The following is a 23,215-nucleotide window of genomic DNA, read 5'->3' on the forward strand; positions in this document are numbered from 1 at the left end:
TCAGTTTGCATTGTGATGTTAAAAGGCCAGCGAAGTTTATGCTGGCCTTTTTATTGATATGGTTTTTGTTAAGCCAGCGCAGGGCGGCGATAGTAATGAATACACGCCAGCTGTGCAGCATTGGTGAGCAAAATCATCACAAACGTGAGTACGTGCGCCACACTTACTTGCGTCATATGTAACTCTGCACTCAATCCGGTTAAACCAGCAATAAATTGCAGCGAAAAATATCGGGCACTTAAGTTCGACACATCCCCACTTTTAATGGTTTTATAAGTTTGTGGCATAACTCTGACTGAGCTCATCACTAAGCCTACATAGGTCAAGCCATTTAACAAACCTGCCGCATCGGTATTTGGTAAAAATAACAGTCCAAAAGGCAACACCGAGCACAGCAGCATTATCGCCAACTGTCTACGTTGTTTTTCATCTGAGTTATAACGCACAAAGTAATATAAGATCAGCGCACTCAAAGCGCCGGTCACCACAAATGGCAACACCATAAACAAGCGATCAAAAAACAAATTGTAAGCAATAAAGTAACTACTCTGTGCCACACCAAAGCTCATCATCATCAGTGACAGCCCTGACACACTGCGATTACGGCGCACTTTATTAATTAAAGGCCAAAAGCTAAAAACTAAAATAAGGGATGAAACGATCGGCAAGTAGTCGAACAACGCAGGCTCCTGTAACGATATTGTGAACAAGTAAAAAAGGCGTAACCATCAATAAAAAACGATGTAAAACACTGATTTTTATTGACAATTAAAAGAGGACGCGCATTTTAGTGCATAACTTTACAAACACAAGCATACGAGGTATGAATAGAAGTTGAGCAGTGCAAAGCTAGATTGACAGGTAACAAGGAGCTGTATTTTGCGTTATTTCATTGTGTTTTCTTTCATCATTTTTTTACTGACTGGCTGTAATGCAACAGCACCAAAGCTAGAACAAAAAGTCGTCATTCCCTCACCGGTTTCATTGGCAAATCACGCCTTATTTAAGCTGCAACCCGTTCCCAGTGAACAAGAAATTTTCTCTTTGCCAGAAGCTGAGCAAATAAAGTTTTTAGAAAAATATAATAGTTCAATATCACAAGGGAAAAGAGCCGATACTTTTATTGCTGACTATCTTGAAAAATCAGTCAGCAATTTTACTTATGACGGTAAAACTTTTACCGCAACTGAGGCATTCAATCAACAACATGGAAATTGCATCAGCTTAGCTGTTTTAACGCAAGCCTACGCTAATTTAGCTGGTGTAGAGACAAGTTTTCGTGAGGTTTCGACTTATCCCATTTTTAAAAAAGAACAAGATCTCGTGTTGGTATCATCGCATTTCAATACAAAACTATTCGCGCCAAAAATAGAGACTGAGTCTCAAGAAACTGATAGAAGCTGGATCCAGATTTTAAGGGCTGGCACTGTTGTTGACTACTTCCCACAGCAAAATACTTTTTATGTAGGTAATGCTAAATATCCAAGACTTATCTCGAAGTTTTACGCAAACTTAGCCGCTGAAGCATTGCTTAAGGAAAACTTTGATTTAAGTTATTCTCTCGCCAATGAAGCCTTTAAATTTACCCCTCATAACCCAGAGCTTATCAACTTGTTTGCGATTCTACACCGCCGTGCTGGCGATACAGATACAGCGAAAAAGCTGTTTGAATTTGCGCTCGAACATAAACTAGTTAGCAGTAACCTAATTGCATCTTATCGTTATTTAGCCGACCAACTCGTTGATATCGCATTAGCCGATAGACTTGAAACTGAACTCGAAAAAGCAGCTAAAACCCCATTCGATTATTTACAGCTAGCGATTAAAGCGACCAATGGTAAACAATTTTACAAAGCTAAAAAAATCCTGAACAAAATTATCGAACAACACCCTTATCTGCCTGAACCACATTTTGAATTAGCGAAAGTTTACTATATGCAAAATCATCATGACCTAGCCAAAACAGCCTTAGAAGAAGCCATCAAAATGTCAGACTCTCAAGAAAAGACTGGGATGTACGAAGCGAAGCTGAAGTCTCTAGAGCTAACACTGTAAAAATCTCATTGCCCTGTTAATGACAGGGCAATTTAACCTAACCTTATCTAAATCTCCTTCCTTATCTTTCCACTCACCAGATTTAACTATATATTTACAAAAAACATTTAAGGACAAGAAATGAACTCTCTACAACAAGTGCCTTTGCCTGCAACCGAAAATACTAAAGAAGCACCTTCTGAAAATTCTGGATCAATATTCCTTTACGTCAGAATTATCATCACATTACTTTTTTTGCTTTGTTATTTTGCAATTTTAGGCGGCATATTTTGGGTAGAAGTAAGTGATAATGTGAATATGCTCGAAGGTGAAAACTCTTTGATGGGTGAGCTAAAAATCTTAGTGGGAGTTATGACGGCAGCAGTCGGTAATATTTTGCATTACTGGTTTAAAAATTAAGCCTTACTAAAAAGTTAGCGCAATAAGTAGGTCTATTAATACAAAAAATAAATAGACCTACTTACGAAATTAATTACAAGTCAAACCACAGCCCAAGCCATGCGCGGTTTTCGCTTTCAAAACGCGCGCTTTCAACGCGACTTAAGCCTATGTCGATACGTAGATCACTGATCCCCGCTGGGGCGAATTTTGCGCTCCAATCTCGACCATTAAACCAGGTGGTCCATTTAACTCCATAGCTTTGCCCAAACACTTGGTTATCTAATTGATGCTGTTGATAATAAAGCCAAGGCGCGCCCTCTGACCATGCCACACCGCCACCATAACCTTGATAACGCTTAGCAATGCCGGCAAAGAAAGGTAAATCAGGTTTATAGATAGTATTTGCCATGACGTTTTGATCAATTAGGCTCGATCTAAAGCCTCCTAAATTCAACCGTGACTCTTCGCGTTTCGCTTGCTCTGCTTGTATATACAAAGGCATATGAAAGGCTTTACCGAATATCGTCGCAGCGAGATTGTAGCCCTGCCAGTCCGTCTCACCTGATTTGCCGTCTAGCCACTGGGCTTTAATTTGCTGGCCAATCGCAAATGCCTGTTTGTCATATTGCCAGCTTTGCTCCAACCCAAGGCGAAGCCAACGTTCGTCTTGGTTTCCTAAGCCTGTGTCTAGTTCACTCGCATGTACGGCAGCATGGCCTGTCAATGACAGCATATTTTGGCGATAGCTATGGCTAACCTGTGCGCTAAGCCCTGTTTGCTGCAATGTATGCGGTGCCATTATAGCGATCTCTGCCCCACGACTTTGCGCTGCAGTATCGAGTTCAAACGAAAACACCTTTGCCTGCCACTCGGTATTGCCTTGTTGCATTTTTACATCGGCAAAACCACCAACTAGGGTGCTGTCGCCCAAGCTTTTGCTTAGCCCAACATGCCAGCTTACTTCTTCTAGGAAATCAGACCCCTTCACACCCAGATGTAAAACCTCAGTACTTGCACTGTAATACTGCGAACCCAAAGTCATGGATGCACTGTGATCCCACTTATCATAGGGTTTACTTTGCAATGGCTGCTGATAAATTTCGGCATCATCAAGTTGCACGGCGGCATTTGAAAGTTTAGGGGCTTGCTCCGTGTCACTCAACTCAGTGACCAAGCTAGCAGTATTATTAATCTCCAGTGTGTAAGCATCGGGACCTTCTGATGAAACACCTAGATACAGCAATTCACTGTCGCTTAACTGCTGTGGAAAACTCACCACATGCTGACCTTGGCTTAATTGCAACAACTGCTGCGTGCTAAAGTCATAAGCATATAGGTTAATCGCGCCCTCAACACCGGCTACGTAAAACAAGGTATTACCGTCTTTGGACCAACTGGGCTGAGTTAAGAATTGGTAATCTTTAGGCGTGGGTACTTGAAAGTTGTTTTGTGTTTGCCTATCTCGCACATACAACTGCCAGTTTTGATTCAGCCCTGATTGTAAATAGGCCAGTTTATTCCCATTTTCAGAGATCTCAGGATAATCGTATGTGTCGCCAAGTTGATTGCTTGAGAGTATGGTTTCAGACCCATTGTTGAGCTCTAAATTCACCAAGTTTGAATAACCAAAGCGTACTTTCTCAGCCACGATGGCATTGCTGTTTTTATCTATCGCAAAACGGCGAATGCCCGCATCATCGGTTAACTGTGTGACTTGGTTATCATCGAGCGTCCACTGAAATAATTCGCCTTGCACTGTATGCTGATCATTTGGTTTTTGCACCGATGCCACGAAATATAGAGTATTTTCATCTTTCCAACGCGCATAGCGAATGCCTGAAAAATTACTTGGCGTCAGGGTGTGCTTTTTTATTCTGCCAAAGGTCTCTGGCGCATTATCTGCCACATCTTTAGGATCTGCCGCAAGTAAGGCCTTTTGCTTTTCATTAAAGTCTTTTTCAGCTTTTTCGTTGTCTTTGGTCGCATAGATATTAAGCTCAGTGCGACCTTTGCTATCACGCTCAGTGACGGCAATGAATTCCCCGCTTGGCGATAAGCGCAGGTTTTTAGCATCAAACTTAAAGTCATGCCATAACTTAGCATCCAACTCAGGTAAATCTTGCGCAGAAGCCATGCTCAGATAAGTGTATTCGGCGACAAAGCGCTTATATAGTTTTGCTGGATGGTCGCCAAATACGCCCTTAAACGCCTCGTCAAAATCACGCGATTCCACCGCCTGCATACGTGTCCAAACGGCATCTAGAGTCTGCTCACCATAGTTCTTTTCTAGCCATGCCAAGTATCGCACACCGATTAAATATGCCATTGAGCCACTCAAATAACTGTCGTTACCATTGTTGAGCGCAGAATAAGGCAATAATGCTCCTTGGCGAGCAAACTCTGTGAGTAGGGCTTCAGTGTAGTTATCAAATAAACGACCTCGACCTGTCATTTTCGACTCCATCAAGGTGGCATACCCTTCTGCCACCCAACGCGGCATGATCGCAAGCGCGATATCGTATGGGTCCCATACATCACGAAGTGTTTGTCGCCATGAACTGCGATTCGGTTGAGATAAATGCACCAAATGAATGTACTCATGCAAAATCAATAGCTGTTGCCAACCACTGCTGTTAGAGATCACGGTGTCTGATTGTGGTGGCGTGGTAAATAACGCCATTAGGGGCTTATCGGTACTTGGAATAGCAAAGCCGTTTGCGCCATGGTAGGGATCAAATACCACCACATCAGCTTTGGCTTCTAGACTGCGATTTTGCTGCTCAAGTACTTTATCGCGAACTAACTCAAGCTCGTGTGCAGCAGATTCTGCCCAGCGCTTATGTCCTTGCGTGTAATGCACATTGAAATGTTCGGTTTCTATGGTTTGCCACATCGGTGCGGCATAACTCATACTCGACAAAGACATGAGTGAGCCAAGGGCGACTTTTTTCATAACTGAATGCATGTTCCGTGATCCTTTCTCAAATATGCGTAAAGCATAAGGGAATCACATTGTTAAGAATGTAGGCAAGCCGTATGAAATTGTAACATGGTGTTATGTAACCAAAACTAAGGGGACTCAGAAAAAGCTATTCTCGCCCTGCTCTGGCTTTGCCAAAGTGATAAATAACGCCAAAATACCACCAGCCACCACAAACATAGTGACCGCCAACAACATACTTAATCCCATATAAAACATAGCGCTGGCTATGATAGCCGCGGCTAACCAAGTCGCAATATGATGCAAATATTTAAATAGCGGTGTGTACGCTCTAATATTGACCAAAGCCATTATCATTAATACAACGACAACTAAACTTAAAACAAAGATCATCACCCTCTCCCTAATTTGTACTGTGTCAGACACCATCCTTAAAACCGATTATATGCAAATAAGAATCATTATCAAGTTTGATTTATAAAAAAAGCCACATCATGCAATGCAGCTTTTTAAAATGAATGTGTACCGTCCTAATTAAGGTTGACACTTTTCAAATTTAAATTTGGAGAATGTCATGACATCTATATCTAAGAGAACCCAAAGAGATTATTCGCTTGCCTTTAAATTATCAGTTGTTGATAAGGTAGAAAAAGGCGAATGCACTTACAAACAAGCACAAGACCATTATGGTATCCAAGGGGCTTCGACAGTTTTAGTTTGGCTTCGTAAGCATGGCCGTCTAGATTGGAGTAAAGGAACACCTAATCATATGAGAGAGGTCGGTTATATGTCAGAGCCCAAAGACTTAACGCCAGAACAAAAAATCTAAGCACTTGAGAAAGAGCTAGAGGATGCAAAACTCAAGGCACAGTTCTTCGAAACGATAGTTGATGTACTGGATAAAGATTTCGGAGTACGTATTACAAAAAAGCAACGCAACAAGTTATTGAAGAAAAAACCATAGCCAAGCTATCGGTGAGTAAAGCGTGTATGTATTTAGGTATTACTCGCCAAGCTTATTACAAGCGTTGTAAAGTGAATGCAAACAACGCTCTACTTGAGCAAAATGTTCTCTCATTTGTGAGGCTTGAGCGCATGACTCATCCTCGTATTGGCACGAGAAAGTTACAATACATGATGAAGCAATCTCAGATATCAATCGGAAGAGACCACTTATTTACTTTACTAAGGCTAAATCGATTATTAGTACCGAACAAACGTGCGTTCCATAAAACGACACATAGTTTTCATCGATTTTATAAACATCCTAACATCATAAAAGAAGGCATTGAGCTCACCCGTCCAGAGCAACTGTGGGTGGCAGATATTACCTATTTACCAACAAATGAGTGTGACGCCTATCTCAGCCTCGTGACAGATGCTTATTCAAGGAAAGTTGTTGGCTATCACTTAAGTGATGATTTAAAAACAAGCTCAGTAAAGCTGGCGTTCAAGCACGCTCTGACACATAGAAAGAGTACATCAACACTTATCCATCATTCAGATAGAGGTATTCAATATTGCTCTAATGAGTATCAACAGATACATGAAAAACATGGAGTAAGCTGTTCAATGACTGATGGGTATGATTGCTACCAAAATGCCCTGGCTGAACGAGTAAACGGTATTCTTAAAAATGAATATTTAGTGATAAAGCCAAATAACCTGGCAGAGGCTAAGAAAATGGTGAAGCAGTCTGTTGAAATCTATAATCAGAAAAGGCCACACACAGCCTTAAAGTACAAAACGCCCGATGAAGTTCACCGAGCGTTTTAATATAAAAGTGTCAACCCATGCTAGGATGGGTCAATGAAAAGGCTTTATACCCAGCGCAATGTCGTTGTCAGCGTATGACTTTGCCCCGGCTCAACGGTAGCAGCGTCATCCATTACATTTGCCGCTTCTAGACACAGCATGGTTTTATATTCGTCATCTCTAAAGTTGCTTAAACGCTTAGACTTTTCAATCCATGGATTCCAAAGCACGCAAGAAGTAGAGCTTTCACGACCCACTTCAATGTTACCATCTGGTGTTCTAATAACTTGAACCGGTGCTGCCTGGGTATACACCATGTCTGTTTCACGAGCGAAACCAACAACTTCATTTTGATCAAATGGGCCTTCACCAAACTCAATAAACTTTGAACCTTGTAAGCCATCCACAGTGGTCGCTTCAATATTTGGCGTCGGGAAATAAGTATGCAACGCTTGAGTTAAAGTAAAGGGCGAGTCACCCAGGTTTGTGTTGGTTAGACTCACTTTTAATTGTTCAGTTAAATGAAATTCAACTTCAAGCTTGGATTTATGCGGCCAGTAAGTCTCATCAACCAAAGTCATAGGTAATGAAAGCTTAATCACAATGGCTTCATCGCTTTCATGTACTTCTTCAGCACGCCACATTAACTTACGTGCCACTCCATGAATTGGCCAATCAGGGTCGCTGTGCACACCAAACCATGGCCAGCAAATAGGAATACCACCACGAACGGCTTTGCCCTCTAGATAGTCTTCATCTTCTGACACCCAGATCAAGTTACCTTTGCCAACAGGCGTGAACTCTGTCAGTTGTGCACCTTGTAAAAAGATTTTGGCACTACAACGCGGACCGTCGACATTTAAATACTCGAGTCCAGACTCCGTGCGCTGGATAGAAACTGATGCTGAAAGTTCCATAATTCACCTAACTTCAAAATTTTGATATCTCGACTACATTACCGAATAACCCCACTCAGAGTAAACATATAAACGTCCAAATGAAGCATCTTCACGCAAACGTCATGCTTCAATGTTTTAGAAAAACTCGCAAACTAATAACTCTGTGATAAGCTTAAAATATTACATGTTGGCGAGATTAATTAATGAGCAAAAGTAGTCCTAAACTCTTTAATAAATGCTTTTGGCTTCATGCTGCTGGGATCATTTTTGTCGGTCTTGGTTTTGTCGGCATGGCCTTACCTGTGATGCCAACCACCATCTTTTTTATTCTCGCGCTTGCTTGTTTTACTCGCTCTTCACCAAAATTCGCCAACTGGCTACTCACACACCCTAAATTCGGTGAACCGTTAAGACTTTGGCATGATCATCAAGTTATTCCTATCAAAGGAAAATGGGGAGCCGGTTTGGGGATGCTACTTGGGTATGCGATCTTACTTTATAGCCAACCCGCACTATGGGTGTTAATACTTGTTGCAAGTATCGAAGTGGCGGTGATGATTTATATTTTGTCTAAACCTTCTGCACCGCCTATCAGTCTCTAATTAGCGCATTTATAGGTATTGCGCCCTGCGCCTTTTGCTTGATAAAGCGCCTCATCTGCACTTTGCATCAACGACTCAACTGAGGTGCATGTTTTGGTGGCAGACGCAACACCCGCACTAATGGTCACAACATTATGTTCAGATTGGCTATGTTCTAGTTCCATACCTGCAATTGCACGTACCAAAGTTTTGGCTATTATTTTCGCACCTTGCAAAGGGGTATCTGGTAGCAACACCACAAACTCTTCACCGCCGTAGCGACATACCGAGTCAAGCGGTCTTCTGACGATTTCTTTTAACTTATCAGCCACCTGCTTGAGAACATCGTCACCCGCCAAATGACCATAATGGTCGTTATATTTTTTGAAGAAATCGATGTCGATCATGATCATAGAAAGTGAATGGGCAACCCGATGGCGCTGCTTCAGTAGTCTTTCTACTTCAGTATCAAAGAAACGGCGATTATAAATACCTGTTAAGCCATCAATAAAAGAGTAGTTACGTAAAACATCGGCTTGAAGTTTATATTTAAGATGCGTCTTTACACGGTTTTGCAGCGTTTTCGGTACAATCGGTTTAGGCACAAAGTCCACAGCACCCGCTTCCCAGCACTGCAGCTGACTTTCTTCATTAGCATTGGAGGTTACAAAAATAATTGGGATCTCAGATAGTGCCGGTGTTGCCTGCATGGTTTGGCAAGCTTCGAGACCCGACATGCCCTCTAATACCCAATCCATCAACACCAAATCTGGGGTTTCTTCTTGGCAATAAGCAATGGCCTGCTCTGCAGATTCAACGGTGACTACTTTGCAAGTGTCCTTCAAACAACCCACCAACAATCGGCGCATTAATTCCGAATCATCAACAATAAGCACTTCGCAACTTGCAAGGTCACTGACATCTTTAAACATAACTCTTATTCTCTTTATACTTTTAGGAGTACACCTTGCAGTTTTTAACTTTACCAAAGATGAATACAAGGCTGTTCAAAGCCAGAAACACAAAAGTAATACAAAGCATGCTAACCATATCGGCAAAAATTAGCAGAACTTAACCATTAAAAACTTGTACATAGCTTGAGCAGTCTAGTCTATATACGCTGCTCTTTACCAGCATCTTTTTTAAACTCAACAGCCATAAAAACTGTGTCAGGCCATTAATTTACCATTTCCCTTTCAATAAATTAAGCTTTTATAAATCAACATATTACCTTCTCACAATTCTCTTAATGTGACAATGCCATGAATAACTTATGACAAGGTAAGACCAGTCGTAAAAATGTCATAACTGTTGTCTAACATCGGCCTTTTTCTGAGATATAACAATAAAGAGGTACAACCCATGAAAGGGCTTTCACGTCGCGATTTTATTAAAAGTTCATTAGCAGGCGTTGGCGCAGCTACGGTGTCTTTATCACTGGTAGGATGTAGCCACAATGACTCGAGTCCATCTTATAATGACTTTGCAGTAGACTTTAATCACGGCGTAGCCAGTGGTGATCCATTAACTGATAGAGTCATTTTGTGGACGCGTGTCACACCTGAAGGTACTCCCAAAAGTGTCAATGTCAGTTTAGAAGTATCGTTAGACAAAACGTTTGAAAACCTTGAGTTTAATGAGCCTCTTGCTGCATTAGCTAAGAATGATTACACCATCAAAGTCGATCTTGAAGGACTAAAAGCAAACACTCGCTACTACTATCGCTTCAAAGCCAATGACAACCCATCTCCTATGGGCGAAACCAAAACCTTACCTGAAATGGATGTAAAACAGGTAAAATTTGCCGTAATGTCTTGTGCAAATTACCCTGCTGGTTATTTTCACGCCTATGCTGAGGCTGCAAAAATGCAAGACTTAGACGCAGTGCTGCATTTAGGTGACTACATTTACGAGTACGGAATGGGGGGATACGCCACAGACAAAGCAGCTGAGCTTGGTCGAATGTTACCAGAAGATAATCAAGGTGAGCTGCTCAGCCTAACCGATTACCGTAAACGCTATGCGCTTTACAGAACAGACACAGGTCTTCAAGCCCTACATGCCAAAACCCCTTTTATTGCAGTTTGGGACGACCACGAAGTCTGTAACGACGCCTATCTAGATGGGGCTGAAAATCATAATGACGATGAAGGCATGTTTACTGACCGAAAGATGGCCGCACTTAAAGCCTATTACGAATGGATGCCAATTCGCCCTTATGTGGCTGGCCAAGCAGAAAGCCTATATCGCAAATTCGACTTTGGCGGACTCGTCTCTCTTTATATGCTCGACACGCGCCATGAAGCTCGCGTAAAACCGCTTGATTATCAAAACTATTTTGACCCAACATCTGGTCAATTAGATGCAGCAAGTTTCCAAGCAGACCTCACTTCTCCTACCCAGCAGCTCATTGGCACTGAACAGTTAACTTGGCTAACCGATAGCATCAAAACTTCAGAAGCAAAATGGCAAGTACTTGGCCAACAAGTGCTAATGACCAAAATGATGTTACCTGCAGAGCTACTGGTTGCTATGGCTAACCCAAGTGCAGCAATTGCTTCACAAATGACTGAATTAGCGCAGTTAAAGGCACGCGCTCAGGCATCTGATCCAACGCTAACAGAACAAGACAAGATGCGCATTGGATTTACCGCCCCCTATAACTTAGACGCTTGGGATGGCTACCCAGTTGAACGTGAAATGTTGTTACAAACAGCTAAAGCTGCAAACAAAAACCTCGTCACCATTGCCGGTGACACCCACAATGCGTGGTCTGGTAAGTTATGTACCGCACAAGGCGATGTATGTGGTTATGAGTTTGCTACGCCTTCGGTGAGCTCTCCGGGCCTAGAGTACTATTTACAACTACCTGAATCGCAAGCCAGCGAATTTGCAAAAGTACTCGAACTGCTTGTGGATGACCTAGAGTTTGCCAACATCCACCAGCGTGGCTTTATGACGCTCACTTTCACCCCTGATAATGTCGATAGCCAATGGCACTTCATCAGCAATGTGCAAAGCCAGGTGTTTGGTATTGAGAATAAAACACTGATACAAAAGCGACTTTAGGCAACCTAAAAGTGATTAGCTAACAGCTAATCACTTTCCTCCAGAAAACCACACCCGCCTGCAAAATGCCCAAGATTGACTATATTGATAATGTCCCATAAAGAAAACGGTAGGAATATGAATCAGCTCTCTATTAAGATTAAGCTAATCGCTTTTATTTCCATCACACTCGTGTTGCTTGTCGCCTCACTAGTCACCATTAGTTGGGTGCAGCTCAACAATAATAATCAGGTGCAAAGTGAACGTGTACAAAGTGTTGTGTTAGATGAAATCAATAGCCGACTAACAGCAAAAGCCAAACTGTACGCTGAGCAAGTGAGTGGTTATATCAACAAGGAGTATCAAATTCCTTACAGTCTTTCGGGCGGTATTGCAAAAACGGCAGAGCAAAGCCCGATTTCAAGACAAAGCCTATATTTAATGGTGCTCGGTGCACTCGAGAAAAACCAGGGTATCTCTTCAATTTATGCTCAATTCGAAGCCAACGGATATGACGGTAAAGATAGCCAGTTCACCAACTCAGGGCAAACACACTCAGTCCCTGGCGCAGGTTCTTTAGAGGTCTACATTACTCGTGATGCCCCAGGTAAATTCACTCAGCATCAAATTGAAGATCCGGGTGAAAAGTACCTCAATGCCCGCAACGAGTTTGGCTTTAGAGAAAGCGAGTGGTATTTGTGCGCCAAAGACAACCTTAAACCCTGTATCATGGAGCCTTACCTCTATGAAATAACTCCAGGTAACTCACAGTTAATGACCTCTCTTACTACACCTGTGATTGCCAATGGTAGGTTTATTGGTTTGGTCGGTGTTGATATTAATCTACCTCGATTCCAAACTCTCACTGAAGAAGTGTCTAAATCGCTTTATAACGGCCAAGCTAAAGTTAGTATTCTCAGTGATATTGGCTTACTTGTCGGTTCAAGCCATTATGACAAACTCGCTCGCCCTTTGACTGAGTCTCTACCAGGCGCTGCGGGCAAAACCATCATGGACAACCGAAAAAAACAAACTGAGTTTGAGTTTGATAACAACCTTGTATTCACTATGCCAATCGAGATCAAAGTTGCCAATACCACTTGGAGCTTAGTGATTGAACTACCCAAAGATCTAGCGCTTGCTCGCGCGAACGAGTTAGCAGAGCAACAAGCTGAAGATACCGCAACTGTGGGCTCAAGTATGATCTTTATCGGCGTGATAGCATCAGTTATCGCTTTGGCACTCTCAGTGATCATTTTGAGAACCATAATAGGGCCTCTGACCGACATTAAAGATAGAGTCGAGAACCTTGCCAGTAACGATGGAGATCTGACCGTTCAGCTCGAAGTAAATCAACATGAAGAGCTGATTGCCATTGCCACAGGCTTTAACCTATTTACGCAAAAACTACGTAATATGGTGAACGACTTAAAAGGACTGGCGAACAACTCTTATCAGCAATCAACCAAAACATCACAAGCTGCGGAAGACATTAAGGCCAAAGTGAATATGCAGCATATGGAAATCGACAGCGTTGTAACCGCCATTAATGAGCTCAGTGCAACCGCCAGCGAAGTGGCTCGTTCATCAGAAAATGCAGCGGCTTCAACCAATGCCACCAATGAAAAGGTAAAAGAAAGTGAGCGTGGTATTTCTGCAGCGTCAGAATCGGTACAGGTCATGTCTGACCAAATTGCCAGTGCCAAAGAGTCTATCAATGCTGTGGCTATTCGCAGTAACGACATCACACAAATTCTCGATGTAATTCGCTCTATTGCTGAGCAAACGAACCTACTGGCTTTGAATGCCGCGATTGAGGCAGCACGTGCTGGTGAGCAAGGTCGAGGGTTTGCTGTGGTTGCTGATGAAGTAAGATCTTTGGCTTCAAAAACCCAAGACTCGACGAATGAGATAAGTCAGCTCATTGATAACCTGCAAAATGAGGTTAAAACCTCTGAAGACATCATTGAGCGGTCAGTCGTGCAAGCCAGCGATGCCATGACCCATTGTGGTAGCGCTGCAGCACAAATGAGTGAAATGGTACAAGCGCTAGATGACATATCAAATGAAGTCACCCAAATCGCCACCGCAGCTGAGCAACAGAGTGCTGTAACGGAAGATTTAAGTGCAAATATGACGGGGATTTCTGATGCGGCAGCAGAGCTTGCGCAACTAGCCGATACCATTGAAGACGCAGCACAACATCTTATGAAATTAGTTGAGCATAAGAACAGTCAGCTGGGACTTTTAAGAACCTAAAAGTAAAAAGCTTACAGCAATCCTCTTAATTAAGCGGTCTATTTTGAGGATTGGTATAAACCGCAAAGGGGCCAAATGGCCCCTTTATTTTAGGTGTATGCTAATCAACTTTTGGTTGGCTACTCTACCTACAAGCTTCGAAAAGAAAACTGTAATGGATTATTTGCGCTATTCTGCCAAGCAAAATCTAATCCTATATCCTCAAATACATAAATGGTTTGAGATACTTCTTTAACCACTTCCCCCGCCATGAGCACTTGCAGCTTCACAACATAATCTGTTGCTAAAGTCGCTAACTCAGTTTCTAGTTGCTTCGCAGTGATTTGCTCTCCATTAAGCAACCAAACAAACTGATATTGCCCTCCCAGGCTGTCACTGTTTTCTGTTTCTAGCTTTAAAGTCGCATTATGTTGTGAAAATGAAATGGCGACATCTGCATAAGGCAGTTCAGCAACCGTCACGCTTTTTTGTTTCGTAAAACGAGCACCCGACTCCGTCACTAAGGTCAATAATACCGAGTACTCACCCGCTTCTGGGAACTGCATGACATAATGCGGCTCAGAAGTTTTTACAGCTTCTGACATAACCGATGTAGACCATAAATATGCCTCAACTTGGGTTTCGCTATTATGCGTTGCAGTTAGCTGGCAACTTAACCCCTCTGCCACACACTCAAAGTCCAAACTCGGCATTGCCTCCCTGTGAATATCTCGCGTTTGCTGATTAAGTACTTGCCCTTGTTTTTTTAGAACATAAGTATAACTTGAGGTGTCATCTGATAACTCAAGCTGTAGCTGACCTTCTACCAATTCATATGCTTGCCCATCAATAACCAAAATAACTTGGTACCCAGCTGGTAACGCCGTATTCAAAGTAAAAGTAAAGATGTTATTTAGCTGTGAAATGCTAAAGCCGACCTCAGGCAGTGGTTCAGGAGATTGGATCTGAATTACTTTGCTTGTCGTGAACTCTGCATTAGAGTCATGCGCTTGTAAGGTAAGTAAAAGCGTGAATTCTCCGTATCCTGCAAAGTCATAATTAAAGGTATCTTTTGACGTTTTAGAGATGTCTTCACCATTTAAACGCCATTGATAAGTTAGATTTGAATCGGCTAAGTCATGCTCTACCGACAGCGCACATTGAGTGCCAGTAAGTACACACTGAATAGTCAGGTTTGGATCAAGAATAGGTGTAACTAGCTGAGAAACTTCTTTTACAACCTCACCTGCTCTTAGTAACTGCAGGGTCACCGTTTGCGCAGACGTAAACTCATACGTTATTGCTTTTTCATGACTCGACTGTAACTCACCATTAATGAGCCAATTTAATGTAAAGCGCTCATCAAACTCACTCTCGGCTTGCAAGGTGATTGTGCTGTTAACTTGCTTACCAATCACTAAACTTAAATCAGGTAAAGACTCTTCAAGTGTGACTCGAGTCGCGGTTGAGAATTCAGCCGTGCCATCTATGTAAGCCAGAATCAATGAAAGGTCGAACTCACCATACTCGCCAAAATCATACGTAAACGGCTGATTATCTTGCTTGGTGATCTGCTCTCCAGCTAGCGTCCACTGATACTCAACAGCCGCATTTTGCGGATCATGACTTGCTGATAACACACACTGCGTATTTTGCGTTTCACATGTGATGACTAAGCTCGGATCAGCAATCAACTCGATATGCTTTTCGGCTCTACTTAACACTTTATCATTTTCGACATGTTCTAATGCAACCACATACGCTCCCTGCGCATTGATCGCTTTTTCTAGTTCAGACGCTGTTTGCTCAATCACCTGTTCTGGAAAGATCCAACGAAATAGTGTGTTTTCTGCATAATTAGGCGTCACCGCCAGTTTTAATGTTTGCTCAACTTGTTTATGGCTAAAGTCGATAGGCGTGCTTGGAGTGCCCGCTTCAATATGCACCTTCAAGTCAACAGCCTGACTTAGCGCGTTCTCAGCACATGCGCTTGCCTCGGCATCATCAATACGTAGTCTCACCAACATATCACCTGGTACAGCATCAATATTGGGTAATGCCATCAATGAGCTCGCTTCTGTGCTCGTCAGTACTTTCTCAGAGTCTGCAAACTGGCGATCTCTGTTTAAGTCATAAAATACCGATAACACTTTATTGGCAGGCATATTATGGAATTGAAAATCACCCAAAGCTTGTTTATACCAAGCCTCGTTGACCGTTAAAAACTCATACCCTTGCGTCAAAGCAAAATCTTCAGTGCCAACCGTTAACTGGTTCGATACCACTGTGTCTGTTTGTGGCTGGCAGATTGGCTGATTAAAAATACTTAATAAACGGTAACCCGTTTTAGTGAGCCCCTCTTGGTTCGTAGTTTCAATTGCGAGTACATGCTCGCCCGCATCTAAATTGAGCTGCGCTTGCTTGATAGCATTGAACTGCGACTGAGTATTAAAGTTTGACTGCCACTGGTGAATAGATTGCTCATTGATGCTGACATTCACCGCGGTTAAATCAGCTTGCTCTAACTCTGCCAAGGCATAATTTATTGAGGTATATAAGCGCTCAATTGAAAAATCGAGATTGTTTGCTAAGGAGTTTGTCGGGACTAACCCCACCTCTTGCAATTTAGCAGACACCCTTGCTTTATCTTGCTCTTCGGCTGCATCTATCAAACAAAAGGCCGCATGCTCAAACGTAGTATCTTCTACAAAACACGTCTGCGCCGCTTTCATGGTTAAGCGAAATGTTTTTGCAATATCCCAACCGTTCGATGTCGCCAAACGATAAAAGAAGCGATTTAAAATCCCTGCTTGGTAGTGTGGTCCAGGCGTTTCAATTTCGATATCACGCCAATCATCAATACTCTGACCATCTGTCATCGGTGAGTATAAATAACGCAGCGCTCTATTATGAATATATTTGTCCCATGACAGTGCATAGAAAAAACGGCCATCATCGGATAGGTGTTGATGTGCATCTGATTCTATAAAGTTTTCTTCGCCACCCGCTTGCAATCCCTTATAAAACTCATTGCGAACGAAGAGTGCGGTGAGGTCGGAAAACGCTTCTCCAATGGCTGAGTTATCACCATCCCCATAGCCTATTTCCGAATTCCAAGTTAACAAGGCATGGCCTGTTTCATGGGCAATCATGTCTAAAGAAGTGGCATGCGGAAAAACTCCATTTCCAATAATACCTCTGCCCAACAAAATTCTTCCATCCTTCCAAGCACTGGTGTATGGACTATGACTACCATTTACCACAATATTGAGTTGCTCTAAACAATACTCAGCCTCTGAATCGCATGGAACGGTGGTATTTGGATACATAGCGGCAAATTCTTTATGCAAGATATCCATAGTGATACCGCCATAAAAGTGGGCGTCGTTTTCAGTTTGAAAAACACCTGAACCAGTATACTGAACTTGGATTCGTGAGAGATCCGCACTTTCTTGTGCAGCCCCGTCACAGATGTAACTGTAGACAGGATAATCAACCGTATTCTGGCGCGTAACCACAGCGGCATTTTCTAAAGAGCACATACCATCTTGATATTTTATAACAAACGGATAACCACTGAATTGAGAAAATAACCGGCTATTTTCGTCCCGATACAATAAGTTATATTGCTCTGGAATATAGGGAAACAGCGCTCTTGTTCGGCCATTGTCGGGGATCACTGCTGTTTGACAATCACGGCTCGCAAACTCTGGCGCCTGAGCACACAGCAAGCCCATTTTGGCATTCCCCATCATCGCAGGCACAGCGAAATGAGTATTCTCAGCTGCAAATGAAGGGGTAGCAGCAATTGAAATTAACGGCATCAGTAATGCCGTAAAAGCAAATCGTTTCACTAATTAATCTCCTTATAAGTGATAACTATCAGTCTACATATTAGGGAATCGAATTTCTAATACATTCTCGTTAAAAATGCTGATTTAATGTGGAACGGTATAATCTTTATGATGATAAAAATGCTCCTCCACACAAGCTAAAAAAGCCGACATGGGTCGGCTTTAAGCTGGGTTTAGCTAATTATTAAAACTCAGAAGGTTTACTTACCTGTTTTTAAGCTGTTTAAGTAATCGGTATGCCATTCAACTGGTAAACGCTTTAATACATCTTCAACCGACTCTTTATGCGTATCAAATTCATTCTCTGATTGCATTGCTAAATCGCCTACTGAAATGCCGTTTGCAAACATCACAAAACTTTCGCCTTGCTCGGTTTCACCATTTACTCGCTCTAGCTTCAAGTTATATACGTTGTCTTTGTAGTCTACTTTTTCATAGCCAGTAACGGTCGCAAGGCCACCATTAACTTGGATCTTATCGCCTTTCTCAATGTTCAGTGCCCACACAGGTTGACCGCCTTCACGTAGTACTGGATGAGACTCAGTTAATGTCAGTACTTGCCCTTGATCGGTTGTTAACTGGATCATAGGCAGGTGCTCTACACCCACTGAAATATCAGCAATTCGAAGTGTTTCTTTGATCTTTGGAGAGAACTCGCTAGCGCCAGTGACAAAATCGCCAATATTAAGCGTTTCAATTGCCACCTTAGAGCCATCGGCCATCAAAATGAGTGAACCTTCGGCTAAACAGCTATAAGAGAATTGTAATGGTGCTTGTTCATATACGGCGCCACTTTGAGGTAGCGCAGGCGCTTCAGTTGAAGCGATAATATAAGAACTGTAGCCCGTTTCAGCATTATAGTCGTCGCCTGAAATACCAAAGAATGCAGACGCATCTTCAGGACTACCCATCCAGTTTTCTTCAATGGCAATATTTAAGATCCAGTATGCATCTTGGCGACGCTCAAAAATACCCGGCTTTGCAAACAAGCCTTTATCACGAGGAATATTCCAACGTAAAACCGATTGTGGCAACCAAGTTTCGGCATCGAAAGAATAATCGATGGTAAAGTACTGGCTGAAGCTATTTTTAACATGATCTGTATGATACGACAGCTTATCTACAAAGCTATCTTTACCCTGGATCAACACATCTGTTGGCTGAACATTATTACTTTCTAAAACATTATCTTCTTTAAATAAAACCTTAGAAATATAAGTTGGAAGCGTAATCGAACCCTGGAATGGGATCGTCACATGCGGAATGTTGTTGTAGTCACCACCAGATTGGATCATTGGGTAGTCACAGTCACCATAGTCTCGGTTTAGACACACCATGATCTTACCGTCTTGACCCGATACATTTTTGTTGTTCGCATCGGCTTTCTTCCAATCTTTTGGATGACTCACAACATGATCAAAGAAGTTACCACCAGCGAAGTTAGCAACTTGAAACTCAGGTTGCTCTGCATATTTAAACTCTTCAGCAGGTGCCTTTCTTAAATAGATTGGATCTGGACCAATTGGCTCGATAATAATTGGATCAATCGGTTTGATAGGCTCAATTGGTTTAAGGTTTACCGCGCGATACTTGTTCGACATAGGAATACCAAGCTCTCTACTAAGCATACCTAAAATCGCATTACGGTCGTATTTAACTTTGCCTTTTTTGAGTACTTTAGTGCCGTCTTTAAATATTACATAAGCAGTACCTTCACCATAAATCGCTTTGGCTTTTTTTACATATTCATAAGCACTTTCTAATGTGGCTTCACCACCCAATAATTTACGTGATTCAGATGCCGTTGCATCACCAAAGAAACGAGAGGTTTGCTTAGTGGTGATCTGATCGCCATTCTCATTCACCAAGCTAATGGTCATGACCGTCATCTGAGTCGACTTTGGCTCAGAGTTTAATAAACGCACTTTGAATAACTTAGTGTCACCCTCTTTAACGATGTTAAAACCAAGGTGGCTAAACAACGACTCTAACTCTTTATTTTCTAATGTAGATAGCGATGGGCTAGCAAAGGCAGACTGAGCAATGCGCTGCTGCGGGGTATGAAGCTGCTTGTATAACTGAGGACTATTTTCTACCGTCCAACCTGCTTCGGCAAACATCTCAGCCAACTCGGCACGTGCTGCTGGGCTATCAGGATCTAAATACTGTACGCCATCTTGTTGCATGTTGCTTGCTAGTGACGCTTTTACCGCTTTGTGTTCGGCTGGTTGTGCATCTGCAGTCACACTGCCTAATGCCAAGGTGGAGCTAATAGCCAGAGCCAATAGATTAAATTTCATTTTTTTTCCTTAAAATTACAAAAGTTATCTTACTTAGTTATATAAAAGTTAAAGGTTGCACCGCCGTCAGGTGCGATACAGGCCGAAGATGTTTCGGCATGTTCAAGTGTGTATGCTGTCACACATACAGGAATGCGATTGCTGCCTAGGGTAATCGTATGATTGGTATTTTTCTCATCCTGACTAAATACCCCATCTTTATTAAGATCGACCCAGTAGTCATACTTCAATAGGCTGCTATCTTCGAAGTTGGTATTCACTTTTAGCATATCAATTTGCGCATATTTACAAGCGGTTGTGACTTCTGTGGCTTGCGTAACATTGCGAGCCTCAGTACTGTCACACCACCACCAATTCCAGCTTTTAAGGTCGGTATCAATGCTCAATATTTGCAATTGAGTTTTACCTGCCGCTGCTTCAACCGTGATTTCTTTGCGAATGGTTTTTCTCGTATCATCGGGGTAAACCACTGTAAGTAGCACGGCATGTGTACCTGCAGTGGCAAAGGTATGACGCCAAGGTTTCGTAAAGTCAGTTTGTTCATAGCGCGTTTGCTCTACAGACCAAAATACTTGTTTGTACGTGTCGATATGCTGAGCACTAAAAAGTATTTGCAATGAGTTTTGCGAGTCGGCTTGTGTGGTAAACGTCACTTCAGGACGAGCCACCGCGATATTAACTGACGTTTGCGCTGTAAACTGTGCATTCAAGCTATCAAGGTACACAGTGAGTTTCGCGCTGTATTGCCCACTGGTTTTATAATCAAATAAGAAGCTTTCTGCATTCGTTCGAGTATCTGAAGTATTTAAGTTATCGCCAAACTCCCAGAAATATCGTCCTGAAATCCCGCTTGGTAGCGAAGCATGGTCAACATTAAAACGACACTGCGTGCCTTCTACGACACAATTAATTGCAAGGTTAATTGGTGCAACGGGTTTCACCACTCTTTGCTCTGTGGCAACCACTTTACCTGCAAGCAAAGACTCAACTTTCACTAAGGTATCTGAATTAATTGAACGCGTAATGGTGTTGCTATTACTGGCTTCTAATCGGTCATCAAAATACCAGTTATAGGTGTAATTACCTTGCCCTGTTGCTTGCGCTGTAAAGGTGATCTGGTCATTCACTTGCTGCGTCGCGAAGTCGACAGACTGTAAGTTGCTGCCTTTCTTTAGATTGACTTTTAGGTCAATCACTTGAGCATTGTTAGCTGTGTCACATGCATTCTGTTGAACATCATCAATACGCACTCTTAACAGTAATGGACCCGCATTTATTTGCTCCGTAGCCAGCAAGTTAAAGGTAACTTCATACGTGCTATCTGCTTGCGTATAAATAAGCTCATTGCTGTTATTGTCAGCTTCAAACACTCTATCTCTATCCAGATCAGCAAAAACCGACACAAAGCGATTATTAAGCGGCGTATTAAAACGCAACGTTAATTTATCTTGGTGATATAAATCAGTCGCCACATTCAGATGCGCAAACGCTTTCTCTATGTTGAGTTGCTCGTTATTTACTTGCACATTCGTCGCTGCAGCGCCCGTTAACTTTGGCTGACATCGCGCTTGCTCAGCACTAAAAATATGTCTTGCTGCTGACAAAGTACGGCCATCAGATAATTTCACGGCTAACTCAATGAGATTAGCACCTAGCGGCAAACTCACTCGGCCGTGTTTTGCATTCGCAAAGCTGCCCTGACCATTATTTTTTTGCCATGCGAAAAAAGACACGCCATCAACTAAAATTTCAAACTGTCTCGCTTGGCTATTGCTAAATCGCTTGTCGGTAATTGCAAACGTTAACTCATCAAGTTGACGCTCGACCTCGAAAGCCAAATGTGTGTCGCTGGCTTGCTCAGATACAATACCCACTTGTTTAAGTAAGCTTCTGATCAATGCTCTTTCAGCATATGGCGCTTCTGATTCAAAACACAATCCTGCAGCGGTCATCCCTGTATCGCTTTTAAAGCAGTTTTTCGCCGCTTTTAGCGCCAATTTATAAGCTTTTTCGATATTCCACTGTGCTGAATCCGCTAATAAGTAAAAGAACTTATTCAACGCACCCGCTTTTTGATGTGGTCCATTTGCATCGGCAATATCTCGGGCGTCATCAATACTGATTAAATCGAATCTTGGTTGAGCAATAAATCTCAGCGGGCTGCCATTAAATTTAAAGCCCGTGCCTAACCACCACTTTTTTTCTGCTGAGTTTTGCCAAGCTTGTGCCATAGGGCTATCTAAAAATGAACGCTCGACACTGCCATCAAGATGGCGAATATAGTAGTCTCTGGCCGCCAGTGCAGTCATATCAGAGAAGGCTTCTTGTACCGCGGCGGGCTCTTCTCCTTGATAAAGCAGAGGACTATTCCAAGTAAGCAGTGCATGGCCAATTTCATGCGCAACGATATCGAGTGAGCTGGCGTGTGAGAACTGGCTTACTACGGAGCCACCTTCAGCTAAATTGACAAATTTGCCATCCCAATCACTCGAGTATTTTTGCCCTTCAGCACTGTAACCAACTCTTTGTTGCAATTGCTCTAAACAATATTCACCACCCCAAGCAGGGCAAAGTTCACTCTGTTGAGGGTATAAGTCAGCAAAGTAATGAGCCGCCATTTGCATTGTTACCGAGGCAAATAAATGCGCGTCATTTTGCGGCTGGAACGCGCCACTTACCGTGTATTGATAAAGTAAACGACTGGTATCGAAGCTCTCTTCAGGACCCGTTGCACAGTCGTAAGAAAAGCTCGTGAATTCGCTCGGTGACACATTCCTTTGCGGCTCAATCGTATTGACCAATTCATTGCGTAAAAAGCACTTTCCTGCGCTGCGCTCTATCACCATTGGATAACCGTCAAACTCTCGAAAAATAGGAGAGTCGGGGTTATTGAATTGCACATTATAATGTTTTGGCGGCACAGGAAATTGCGCCGCTATGCGAGGGTTTGTAGGCACAGTTAACTGCTGGCATTGACTGGCAATCCCGACGCTATCTACGCTTTGTTGTGCATTAATACAATTCACCCCCATATTTGCATTACCGGTTAATGCGGGTACTGCATGATATTGAGCCGCGAAACTAGGGGCACTCAACCCCAGTACACTCAAAACAGCTGTCGATATAAACTTCACAAAAATATCCTTTTAGTTAGTTTTGACTT

Annotated in this window: 13 protein-coding genes and 1 pseudogene; 6 read left to right on the forward strand and 8 right to left on the reverse strand. The window is 42.5% G+C overall.

Annotated features, from left to right (window positions below; genetic code table 11):
* Positions 1-68 precede the first annotated feature (68 nt).
* Positions 69-680 (reverse strand): hypothetical protein, encoded by a 612-nt coding sequence (locus ACH784_RS17020; RefSeq protein WP_404392204.1) that lies wholly within the window; start codon positions 678-680, stop codon positions 69-71.
* A 199-nt stretch (positions 681-879) separates the two neighbouring features.
* Between ACH784_RS17020 and ACH784_RS17025 the strand changes: the two genes are divergently transcribed.
* The gene (locus ACH784_RS17025) at positions 880-2,055 is read left to right on the forward strand and encodes a hypothetical protein (RefSeq protein WP_404392206.1); all 1,176 of its coding nucleotides are present in this window, start codon (positions 880-882) and stop codon (positions 2,053-2,055) included.
* A 120-nt stretch (positions 2,056-2,175) separates the two neighbouring features.
* Positions 2,176-2,454 carry a hypothetical protein gene (locus ACH784_RS17030; RefSeq protein WP_404392208.1) on the forward strand — a complete coding sequence of 93 codons (279 nt, stop codon included), beginning with the start codon at positions 2,176-2,178 and terminating at the stop codon, positions 2,452-2,454.
* 73 nt (positions 2,455-2,527) lie between these two features.
* Here the strand turns inward: ACH784_RS17030 and ACH784_RS17035 are convergent, their stop codons facing one another.
* Both ACH784_RS17035 and ACH784_RS17040 read right to left on the reverse strand, forming a co-directional pair.
* A complete protein-coding gene (locus ACH784_RS17035; RefSeq protein WP_404392210.1) occupies positions 2,528-5,401 on the reverse strand; it encodes a TolB family protein in 2,874 nt (957 codons plus the stop codon).
* A gap of 114 nt (positions 5,402-5,515) precedes the next feature.
* On the reverse strand, positions 5,516-5,770 hold the full coding sequence (locus tag ACH784_RS17040; protein ID WP_404392212.1) for a hypothetical protein: 255 nt from the start codon (positions 5,768-5,770) through the stop codon (positions 5,516-5,518).
* A 181-nt stretch (positions 5,771-5,951) separates the two neighbouring features.
* On the opposite strand from ACH784_RS17040, the pseudogene ACH784_RS17045 reads away from it, so the two are divergent.
* Positions 5,952-7,153, forward strand: a pseudogene (locus tag ACH784_RS17045) (IS3 family transposase).
* Between the two features lie 44 nt (positions 7,154-7,197).
* Here ACH784_RS17045 and ACH784_RS17050 read toward each other — a convergent pair.
* Positions 7,198-8,049 carry a D-hexose-6-phosphate mutarotase gene (locus tag ACH784_RS17050; protein ID WP_404392214.1) on the reverse strand — a complete coding sequence of 284 codons (852 nt, stop codon included), beginning with the start codon at positions 8,047-8,049 and terminating at the stop codon, positions 7,198-7,200.
* A 185-nt stretch (positions 8,050-8,234) separates the two neighbouring features.
* Here ACH784_RS17050 and ACH784_RS17055 point away from each other — a divergent pair, with 185 nt between their 5' ends.
* On the forward strand, positions 8,235-8,633 hold the full coding sequence (locus tag ACH784_RS17055) for a YbaN family protein (protein WP_404392216.1): 399 nt from the start codon (positions 8,235-8,237) through the stop codon (positions 8,631-8,633).
* Here the strand turns inward: ACH784_RS17055 and ACH784_RS17060 are convergent.
* Positions 8,630-9,544 (reverse strand): diguanylate cyclase, encoded by a 915-nt coding sequence (locus ACH784_RS17060; RefSeq protein ID WP_404392218.1) that lies wholly within the window; start codon positions 9,542-9,544, stop codon positions 8,630-8,632. The genes ACH784_RS17055 and ACH784_RS17060 overlap by 4 nt on opposite strands.
* A gap of 430 nt (positions 9,545-9,974) precedes the next feature.
* On the opposite strand from ACH784_RS17060, the gene ACH784_RS17065 reads away from it, so the two are divergent.
* Together ACH784_RS17065 and ACH784_RS17070 are read left to right on the forward strand one after the other, a co-directional pair.
* Entirely contained in the window at positions 9,975-11,681 is a 1,707-nt protein-coding gene (locus ACH784_RS17065; RefSeq protein WP_404392220.1) for an alkaline phosphatase D family protein, read from the forward strand.
* A gap of 117 nt (positions 11,682-11,798) precedes the next feature.
* Positions 11,799-13,919 (forward strand): methyl-accepting chemotaxis protein, encoded by a 2,121-nt coding sequence (locus ACH784_RS17070; RefSeq protein ID WP_404392222.1) that lies wholly within the window; start codon positions 11,799-11,801, stop codon positions 13,917-13,919.
* Between the two features lie 128 nt (positions 13,920-14,047).
* Here the strand turns inward: ACH784_RS17070 and ACH784_RS17075 are convergent, their stop codons facing one another.
* From ACH784_RS17075 to ACH784_RS17085, 3 genes are all read right to left on the reverse strand, one after another.
* Complete coding sequence (locus tag ACH784_RS17075) at positions 14,048-17,752, reverse strand: M4 family metallopeptidase (RefSeq protein ID WP_404392224.1); 3,705 nt, start codon at positions 17,750-17,752, stop codon at positions 14,048-14,050.
* Between the two features lie 200 nt (positions 17,753-17,952).
* The gene (locus ACH784_RS17080) at positions 17,953-20,052 is read right to left on the reverse strand and encodes a Hint domain-containing protein (RefSeq protein ID WP_404392226.1); all 2,100 of its coding nucleotides are present in this window, start codon (positions 20,050-20,052) and stop codon (positions 17,953-17,955) included.
* A gap of 29 nt (positions 20,053-20,081) precedes the next feature.
* Entirely contained in the window at positions 20,082-23,186 is a 3,105-nt protein-coding gene (locus tag ACH784_RS17085) for a PKD domain-containing protein (RefSeq protein WP_404392228.1), read from the reverse strand.
* Positions 23,187-23,215 lie beyond the last annotated feature (29 nt).

This window comes from Pseudoalteromonas phenolica (assembly GCF_044788725.1).
In the GTDB taxonomy this organism is placed as follows: Bacteria; Pseudomonadota; Gammaproteobacteria; order Enterobacterales; family Alteromonadaceae; genus Pseudoalteromonas; species Pseudoalteromonas phenolica_C.

What these genes read in the sequence shown, in the direction of transcription:
- ACH784_RS17065 (WP_404392220.1), top strand. Translation starts at nt 9,975, where the DNA reads ATGAAAGGGCTTTCACGTCGCGATTTTATTAAAAGTTCATTAGCAGGC.
- ACH784_RS17040 (WP_404392212.1), bottom strand. Translation starts at nt 5,770, where the DNA reads ATGATCTTTGTTTTAAGTTTAGTTGTCGTTGTATTAATGATAATGGCT.
- ACH784_RS17070 (WP_404392222.1), top strand. Translation starts at nt 11,799, where the DNA reads ATGAATCAGCTCTCTATTAAGATTAAGCTAATCGCTTTTATTTCCATC.
- ACH784_RS17055 (WP_404392216.1), top strand. Translation starts at nt 8,235, where the DNA reads ATGAGCAAAAGTAGTCCTAAACTCTTTAATAAATGCTTTTGGCTTCAT.
- ACH784_RS17035 (WP_404392210.1), bottom strand. Translation starts at nt 5,401, where the DNA reads ATGCATTCAGTTATGAAAAAAGTCGCCCTTGGCTCACTCATGTCTTTG.
- ACH784_RS17050 (WP_404392214.1), bottom strand. Translation starts at nt 8,049, where the DNA reads ATGGAACTTTCAGCATCAGTTTCTATCCAGCGCACGGAGTCTGGACTC.
- ACH784_RS17030 (WP_404392208.1), top strand. Translation starts at nt 2,176, where the DNA reads ATGAACTCTCTACAACAAGTGCCTTTGCCTGCAACCGAAAATACTAAA.
- ACH784_RS17060 (WP_404392218.1), bottom strand. Translation starts at nt 9,544, where the DNA reads ATGTTTAAAGATGTCAGTGACCTTGCAAGTTGCGAAGTGCTTATTGTT.
- ACH784_RS17080 (WP_404392226.1), bottom strand. Translation starts at nt 20,052, where the DNA reads ATGAAATTTAATCTATTGGCTCTGGCTATTAGCTCCACCTTGGCATTA.